The organism is Mycobacterium sp. (assembly GCF_039583785.1).
GTDB lineage: Bacteria > Actinomycetota > Actinomycetes > Mycobacteriales > Mycobacteriaceae > Mycobacterium.
In genome coordinates this window covers 1-8,504 of record NZ_JAVKSG010000095.1, presented here as the reverse complement: position 1 = coordinate 8,504, position 8,504 = coordinate 1, and the positions used below count along the sequence as shown (strand labels likewise).

Sequence of the window (8,504 nt, the reverse complement as noted above, 5' to 3'; positions counted from 1 at the left end):
TCGACGTACGCCCGGCCGGCGCCATCTCCCGCCATGCCGCCGCCTCGGCGGCTGCGCACCAGCGCATTGCCGCCGCCAAGACCCAGCGTCCGTGGATTGGGCCGCTACCCACGTAGGAAGCCCTAAATCTCGCCACCAGGCCACGGACCCGAAGTCACCAGGATCCGTGGCCAAATTTCTCAGCAAGCCACCCGCCACTGGTCCGGAAATCACAAAACGTCCACCAGACCAGGAAGCAGGTGTCCACGGCATGACCGCGGAACCAGATCCCGACGATCAGCAGCCCGAGTTGCCTTGTCACTTAAGCGATCCCGACCTGTGGTTCGCCGACAGCCCGTCCGATTTGGAGCGCGCCAAGGAGTTGTGTGCCTACTGCCCGATTCGGCGGGCATGCTTGGCCGAGGCGCTGGACCGCGCCGAGCCGTGGGGAGTGTGGGGCGGCGAGATCCTGGACCGCGGCTCCGTCGTGAGCCGCAAACGTCCGCGTGGGCGCCCGCGCAAGATCGCCGCGTAAAGCGAAATTCGTCAGACGGCAGCCGCATCCGGCTCAGTGAAGCCGGGAACCAGCTCCTCGGAGAGCTTTTGGGACGGCACGTGCGCGTCTAACTGACACAGGATCGCCATCGAGGTGGCAAGCACTCGCATCGGGATCGCCAGCTTGGGCGGCAGATTCATCTGCCGCGCCGTCTTGATCTGCGCGACACCCTGGTTCAGCTGCCGATAAGTCATGCGCTGCAACCATTTACGCGTGTAGTGAAACACCTCGACCTCGACCGGTTCGACGTACTGACGCAGCATCTCGTCGATGTCACGCACCGACACCTGCTCGCCCTTCTGGATGAACCCGGCCTTCTCCATCGTCGGCAGCACCATGTCGTAATTCTTGTCGCGGGCAAACCGGATCGTCGCCCCGAGTTCGACCGGGAATCCGCCGGGAAGCGGTGCGACGGCACCGAAGTCGATGACGCCCATCTTCCCGTCGGGCATCAGCATGAAGTTACCCGGGTGCGCGTCGCCGTGGATCATCTCGATTCGCCGCGGTGAGTCGAAGATGAAAGCGGCCAGCCGAGTTCCCAGCAGGTCGCGCTGCTCGACGGTGCCCTCGCGGATGATGTCCGCCATCGGGACGCCGTCGATCCATTCCTGGATCACGACCTTCGGGGCGCTGGCCACCACCCGCGGGACCAGGAACTCGGGGTGGCCGTCGTAGGCCTTGGCGAAGGCACGTTGGTGCTCGGCTTCCAGCCGGTAGTCGAGTTCCATCTCGGTGCGATCGATCAGTTCGTCGACGACGCCCTGGACGTCCACCCCGGGTGCGAGTTGCTTGACCACACCGATCATGCGTCGCAGGGTTTTCAGGTCTGCGCGTAACGCCTCGTCGGCGCCCGGGTACTGGATTTTGACGGCGACCTCACGACCGTCGGACCACACGCCCTTGTGCACCTGGCCGATGCTGGCCGAGGCCACCGCGGTGTCGTCGAACTCGGAAAACCGTTGACGCCATTTGGTACCCAACTGGGCGTCGAGCACCCGGTGCACCTTGTCGGCGGGCAGCGGCGGTGCATCCTTCTGCAGCTTGGTCAGCGCCTCGCGGTACGGCTCGCCGAACTCCTCGGGAACCGCGGCTTCCATCACCGACAGGGCCTGACCGACTTTCATCGCGCCGCCCTTGAGCTCGCCCAACACGGTGAAGAGTTGCTTGGCCGCCTTCTCCATCAACTCGGCGTTGACTTCGTCCTGCGATTTGCCGGCCAGCCGCTTGCCGAACCCCAGCGCCGTGCGACCGGCGATGCCACCCGCCAAACCCGCCAGCTTCGCGTTACGCGCAGCGCCCTTACGTTTGATCTCCGACACATGACCATCATCCACGACCAGCCTGTGCCCGCTCCACCGATCTGGCCACAACCGCTGTCAGCAGGAACACAGCGGATGCTTCGGCCACTGCCGCGCCACGATCGAGCCAGCGTGCACGTCGAACTCCAGGGTCGCGCTCAACGACGCGGGCGGTTCGGAGTCGGTTCCGCGAACCGCTGCGATCACCCGGTTGACCTGGCTGAGCGCCAACGCCGCGGTGGCCAGCACGGTCGCGCGGTCGGCCACGCCGACAGTGTCCCGCAGCTGCGCCGCGACTGCGGGCCACGCCGCGTCGCGATCCCTGCGGTGTAAGTCCGCGCAGTCCAGGCAGCTCGTCACACCGGGCACAACCAACGGGCCGACCAGCCCGGTGCCGTCCCGCACCCGCACCGCCAGGTGCGCGACACGCTGGCTGTGCAGCTCGCGCAGCAGCCGCGGGTCGACGACGAGGTTGTCGGACAGCACTACCAGGTCGGCGTCGGCAGACGTCACGGCGGCATGCGGCTGGTTGCTCTGTTTGACCCGGGCTCCCGAGCACCGCAACCCGTCGGCCAGCAGTTCGGACAGCGGGCCGCGGCCGTGCACCCGGATCGACGCTGAGCGGCTCGGCCGTTGGCGGGTGCCGCAGGTGGCGACGCCGACTGTCACCAATTGCCCAACCAGATCGACCAATTCGCCGTTGCTCAGGCCGATGCGCTGGCGTTGCAGCTCGCTGATCGGCACTGGCGAACGCATCGCCCGCAGCAGGGTGGCCAGTCCGGTCGCGGTCACGCCGCGCGGTGGCCGGATCAGCACGGCGCGGCGCGGGCTCCAGCCCACTTGCACCGCGCCGTCGGGCCGAAGCAGCACCGGCAGCGCCGGGTCGAGTGCATACAGCGGCGGCTTGGGCTGCGCCATCCTGGCACTGTGCCACGCCGATGAGCGAAGAAGGGCTCAGCTATCCACAGAGCCGGGGCCGTCGTCGTCACGGGAGCGACGCTCGAATTCAGCGATGGCTTCCTCGATTCCGCTGGTGTCGCCACCGAGCGCGCGGTCGATGAAGCCGGCCGGGTCGTCGAGATCATCGCAGCCGGGCAACAGGTCGGGGTGCTGCCAGACCGCGTCGCGGGCGTCGACGCCGACGGCCTGGGTCAGCCGGTCCCACAGCGCCGCGGCCTCGCGCAGCTTGCGCGGCCGCAATTCCAGGCCTACCAGCGTCGCGAAGGTCTGCTCGGCCGGCCCGCCGGTGCCCCGGCGCCGCCGCAATGTTTCGCCGAGGGCGGCCGCGCTGGGGATCCGTTCACCCAGTGCGGCGTTCACCACGGTCTGCACCCACCCCTCGATCAGTGCCAGCAGCGTCTCCAGCCGCTCCAGCGCCTGGGTCTGCTCGGGCGTCGCCTTGGGCTCGAACACGCCTTGTTCCAGTAGTTGCTCCATGGCGGCAGGATCGCTGAGCGACGCCGGGTTGAAATCACGCGCCAGCTCCTCGATCCCGTGCATGTCGATCTTCATGCCCTTGGCGTAGGCCTCGACCGCGCCGAGCAGCTGACTCGACAGCCACGGCACGTGGCTGAACAGGCGATGATGAGCGGCCTCGCGGGCCGCGAGGAAGGTGACAATCTCGCTGCGAGGCTGCTCGAGCCCGTCAGCGAACGATTCGATGGCGTTGGGCAACAGCGCCGCAATCCCCTTGGGGCCCAACGGTAATCCGATGTCGGTGGACGTCAACACTTCTTTGGACAGCCGGGCCAATGCCTGGCCGAGCTGCGAGCCGAATGCCATGCCGCCCATTTGCGACATCATCGACATCAGCGGGCCGGCCATCGCCTTGGCTTCCTCGGGCAACGCCGACGCCCACACCGTGGCGATCTGCTGGGCCATCGGATCGCACAGCCGCTTCCAGGTTTCCAGGGTGTGCTCCACCCAGTCGTTGGGCGTCCAGGCGATCGTCTTGGTGGTGCCAGCCGGAAGGGCGGTCACGCCGTCGAGCCAGGTCTCGGCGAGGTGGACGGCGTCGCCGATCGCCTCTCGGGTCGCGATCGGGATAGGCGTCACGAACCCGATCGAGCTCGATGCCAGCTGGCGAGCGAGCTCGTAGTTCACCGGGCCGGAGGATTGACCGCCCATGGAGCCGGCGCCGCTGAACATTTGCCCCAGCCGGGTGAACATCTGGCCGAGGTCGGCGATGTTGAATTCGCCGCCGAGGCCACCGAGTCCGAACGGGTCAGCAGATCCCGAGCCGGACTCGTTGTCGTTCTCACGGTGCTTGTCGCGGTCCGGGTCGTCTCCACCGGAGAACCCGAAAGGCAGGTCAGCCATGTCCCCAACGGTACTCATCGGCTACCCATGGCGCGCGGCCCGGCGTCCCGTCCTGAGAAGGAGCCGGGCCATGAACCGGGCTGGTGTGACGCCAGCGTCTAGTGTTAGCGACGTGAACAGGCGGATTCTGACGCTGATGGTGGCGCTGGTCCCGATCGTGGTCTTCGGTGTGCTGCTCGCCGCGGTCACGGTGCCGTACGTATCGCTGGGCCCGGGTCCGGCGTTCGACACCCTCGGCGAGGTCGACGGCAAGCAGGTCGTCGAGATCATCGGCACCCAGACGCACCCGACCACGGGCCACCTGGACATGACGACGGTGTCTCAGCGCGACGAGCTCAGCCTGGCCGAGGCGCTGACGCTGTGGCTGTCCGGGCAGGAACAGCTGATGCCGCGCGATCTGGTCTACCCGCCTGGTCAGTCGCGCGAAGAAGTCGATAAGGCCAACGACGCCGATTTCAAGGAGTCGGAGCACAACGCCGAATTCGCGGCGCTGGGCTATCTGAAATACCCGGAGGCGGTGACGATCGTGATGCTCACCGATCCCGGGCCCTCGGTGGGCAAGCTGCAGGCCGGCGATGCCGTCCAGGCAGTCAACGGTAAGCCGGTAGCGAACGTGGAGCAGTTCACGTCGTTTCTGAAGACCACCAAACCCGGACAGCAGATCACCGTCGGTTTCCGCCGTAAGAACGCGCCACCCGGGACGGCCCAGATCACGTTGGGTCATCATCCGAAGGGGGACTACGGCTTCGTCGGCGTCTCCGTGATGGACGCGCCGTGGGCGCCATTTGCGGTCGACTTCAACCTCGCCAACGTGGGCGGGCCGTCGGCGGGGTTGATGTTCAGCCTGGCGGTCATCGACAAGCTGACGACCGGCAATCTCGCCGGGTCGAAGTTCGTGGCAGGCACCGGCACGATCAAGCCGGACGGCGAGGTCGGCAAGATCGGCGGGATCGGGCACAAGATGAGCGCCGCCCACGACGCCGGCGCGACGGTGTTCCTGGTGCCGGCCGGCAACTGTTACGAGGCTATCGCCGAGAAGGTGCCCGGCCTGCAGATGATCAAGGTCGACAACCTCGGTGGGGCGGTGGACGCGCTGCACGCCGTGGCCTCCGGCGGGCAGCCGCCGAGTTGCTAGCGCGTGCGGCAACGATGCGCGTCGCGGAGCGGCGCGGGGAGGAGCCGGGTAGATCAGACGATGCGTACAGTTGACACGTCGAGCACCACCGAGCAGGGAGCGTAGCTAGTGGGGATGCGGCCCGCCGCCAGAATGCCGAAGCTGACTCGACGCAGCCGGACGCTCATCGCGATCGCGCTGACCGCGATCGGTCTGCTGCTGATCGGGCCTCGATTGATCGACGCGTACGTCGACTGGCTCTGGTTCGGCGAACTGGGCTACCGATCGGTGTTCACCACCGTGCTGGTGACCCGGTTGATCGTGTTCGTGGTGATCGGGCTGCTGGTCGGCGGCATCGTGTTCGCCGCCCTGGCGATGGCGTACCGGACCCGGCCGGTGTTCGTGCCGAGCAACGGCAGCGATCCGGTGGCGCGCTACCGCACCGTGGTGCTATCCAGGCTGCGGATCATCGCTACCGGTGTGCCCGTGACGATCGGGCTGCTCGCTGGCGTTGTCGCGCAGACTTTTTGGGTTCGTATCCAACTCTTTCTGCATGGCGGTAGCTTCGGCATCGGCGATCCGCAATTCGGTAAGGACCTGGGCTTCTATGCTTTCGAGCTGCCCTTCTACCGACTGGTGCTCAGCTTCTTCTTCGTCGCGGTGTTTCTGGCTCTCGTCGCGAATCTGCTGACGCACTACATCTTCGGCGGCATCCGGTTGTCGGGACGCGCCGGTGCGCTGAGCCGCTCGGCGCGTATCCAGGTGATCAGCCTGGTCGGGACGCTGGTGCTGCTCAAGGCGGTCGCCTACTGGCTGGACCGCTACGAGTTGCTGTCGCACACCCGGGCGGGCAAGCCCTTCACCGGAGCCGGCTACACCGACATCAACTCGGTGCTGCCGGCCAAGCTGATCCTGCTGGCGATCGCGCTGATCTGCGCGATCGCGGTGTTCTCGGCGATCGTGCTGCGCGACTTGCGGATTCCCTCCATCGGGCTGGTGCTGCTGCTGCTGTCGTCGATGGTGGTCGGCGCCGCATGGCCGCTGGTCATCGAGCAATTCAGCGTAAAACCCAATGCGGCGCAGAAGGAACGCGAGTACATCAGCAGGAGCATCACCGCGACCCGCCAGGCCTACGGCCTGACCGAGGACGTGGTGAGCTACCGAGATTACAGCGGCGACGGGAAGGCCACGGCCGAGCAGGTCGCCTCGGACCGGGCCACCACGTCCAACATCCGACTGCTGGACCCCACCATCATCAGCCCGGCGTTCACCCAGTTCGAGCAGGGCAAGAATTTCTACTACTTCCCGGACCGGTTGTCGATCGACCGGTACCGCGACCGCGACGATCACCTGCGCGACTATGTCGTCGCCGCAAGGGAACTCAACCCCGACCATCTGATCGACAATCAGCGGGACTGGATCAACAAACACACCGTTTTCACCCACGGCAACGGCTTCATCGCCTCACCGGCCAACACCGTGCGCGGAATCGCCAACGACCCCAACCAAAATGGTGGATATCCGGAGTTTCTGGCCAGCGTGGTCGGGGCCAATGGCAGCGTGTTGTCCCCCGGCCCAGCGCCGCTGGACCAGCCGAGGATCTACTTCGGTCCGGTGATCGCCAGTGCGCCTGCCGACTACGCGATCGTCGGAAAAAGCGGCGTCGACCGGGAATACGACTACGAGACCAACACCGAGACCAAGAACTACACGTATACCGGCAGCGGGGGAGTGCCACTCGGCGGCTGGATATCCCGCGGCGTTTTCGCCGCGAAGTTCGCCGAGCGGAACTTCTTGTTCTCCAACGTGATCGGGTCCGACAGCAAGATCCTGTTCAACCGCGACCCGGCCCAGCGGGTGGAAGCGGTAGCGCCGTGGCTGACCACGGACAGCAGCGTGTACCCGGCGATCGTCAACAAGCGGATGGTGTGGATCATCGACGGCTACACCACGCTGGACAACTACCCGTATTCCGAGCTCACCTCTCTGTCGTCGGCCACCGCCGACTCAACCGAAGTCGCGTTCAACCGGTTGGCGCCGGACAAGCAGGTGTCCTACATCCGCAACTCGGTCAAGGCCACCGTCGATGCCTACGACGGAACCGTGACGCTGTATCAGCAGGACGAGCACGACCCGGTGCTGCAGGCCTGGATGAAAGTCTTTCCCGGCACGGTCAAACCGAAGAGCGACATCACCGGCGAACTGGCCGCGCACCTGCGCTATCCCGAAGACCTGTTCAAGGTGCAGCGGATGCTGCTGGCCAAATATCACGTCAACGACCCGGTGACGTTCTTCTCCACGTCAGACTTCTGGGACGTGCCGCTGGACCCGAACCCGACCGCCAGCAGTTACCAGCCGCCGTACTACATCGTCGCGAAAAATATTGCCAAGGATGATAATTCGGCTTCTTATCAACTGATCAGCGCGATGAACAGGTTCAAGCGCGACTATCTGGCGGCCTACATCAGCGCCAGTTCTGATCCGTCGACCTATGGCAAGATCACCGTGTTGACCATTCCCGGTCAGGTCAACGGTCCCAAGCTGGCCAATAACGCGATTACCACCGACCCGGTGGTATCGCAGGATCTCGGTGTGATCGGGCGCGACAACCAGAACCGGATCAGATGGGGCAACCTGCTGACGCTGCCGGTCGGTCACGGCGGGCTGCTGTATGTCGAGCCGGTGTACGCCTCGCCCGGGGCCAGCGATGCTGCGTCATCGTATCCGCGGTTGATCCGGGTGGCGATGATGTACAACGACAAGATCGGCTACGGCCCGACCGTCGGCGACGCGCTCACTGGACTGTTCGGTCCAGGCGCCGGGGCCACGGCGGCCGGTATCGCGCCGACCGAGTCCGGGGCGCCCGCAGGGGCACCGCCGGGCGGACCGCCCGCCAGCCCACCGCCCCCCGCCAATGCCGTGACACCACCGCCGCCCAGCGGGGCGGTCAGTCTGTCGCCGGCGAAGTCCGCCGCACTCAAGGACGTCGAGACGGCGATGGGCGCGGCCCGTGACGCGCAGAAGTCGGGCGACTTCGGCGCCTACGGCGCGGCGCTGCAGCGCCTCGACGAGGCGATCACCAAGTACAACGACGCGAAGTAGTGCTGGTGAGCGCGCGATTTGGTGGGCTCGGTCGCGTTCGGTAACCTGGTATTCACCCGTCGCGGGGTGGAGCAGCTCGGTAGCTCGCTGGGCTCATAACCCAGAGGTCGCAGGTTCGAATCCTGTCCCCGCTACC

6 protein-coding genes and 1 tRNA gene are annotated in these 8,504 nt (G+C 66.1%); 4 read left to right on the top strand and 3 right to left on the bottom strand.

Annotated features, from left to right (window positions below):
• The first annotated feature begins 250 nt into the window (after nt 1–250).
• A complete protein-coding gene (locus tag ABDV69_RS18940) occupies nt 251–514 on the top strand; it encodes a WhiB family transcriptional regulator (protein WP_343577144.1) in 264 nt (87 codons plus the stop codon).
• An 11-nt stretch (nt 515–525) separates the two neighbouring features.
• On the opposite strand, the gene ABDV69_RS18935 is transcribed toward ABDV69_RS18940, so the two are convergent.
• The 3 genes from ABDV69_RS18935 to ABDV69_RS18925 are packed head-to-tail and all read right to left on the bottom strand — an operon-like array spanning nt 526 to nt 4,170.
• Nucleotides 526–1,869 (bottom strand): AarF/UbiB family protein, encoded by a 1,344-nt coding sequence (locus ABDV69_RS18935; RefSeq protein WP_343577142.1) that lies wholly within the window; start codon nt 1,867–1,869, stop codon nt 526–528.
• Between the two features lie 42 nt (nt 1,870–1,911).
• Entirely contained in the window at nt 1,912–2,751 is an 840-nt protein-coding gene (locus ABDV69_RS18930; RefSeq protein WP_343577141.1) for a cyclodehydratase, read from the bottom strand.
• A gap of 36 nt (nt 2,752–2,787) precedes the next feature.
• Nucleotides 2,788–4,170, bottom strand: coding sequence for a zinc-dependent metalloprotease (locus tag ABDV69_RS18925; protein ID WP_343577139.1), 1,383 nt, complete (start codon nt 4,168–4,170; stop codon nt 2,788–2,790).
• Nucleotides 4,171–4,264: 94 nt separating this feature from the next.
• Between ABDV69_RS18925 and ABDV69_RS18920 the strand changes: the two genes are divergently transcribed.
• The 3 genes from ABDV69_RS18920 (at nt 4,265) to ABDV69_RS18910 (ending at nt 8,502) form a co-directional block, all read left to right on the top strand.
• Nucleotides 4,265–5,287 (top strand): PDZ domain-containing protein, encoded by a 1,023-nt coding sequence (locus ABDV69_RS18920; protein WP_343577137.1) that lies wholly within the window; start codon nt 4,265–4,267, stop codon nt 5,285–5,287.
• 108 nt (nt 5,288–5,395) lie between these two features.
• Entirely contained in the window at nt 5,396–8,368 is a 2,973-nt protein-coding gene (locus ABDV69_RS18915) for a UPF0182 family protein (protein WP_343577136.1), read from the top strand.
• A 60-nt stretch (nt 8,369–8,428) separates the two neighbouring features.
• A tRNA-Met gene (locus ABDV69_RS18910) sits at nt 8,429–8,502 on the top strand.
• Nucleotides 8,503–8,504 lie beyond the last annotated feature (2 nt).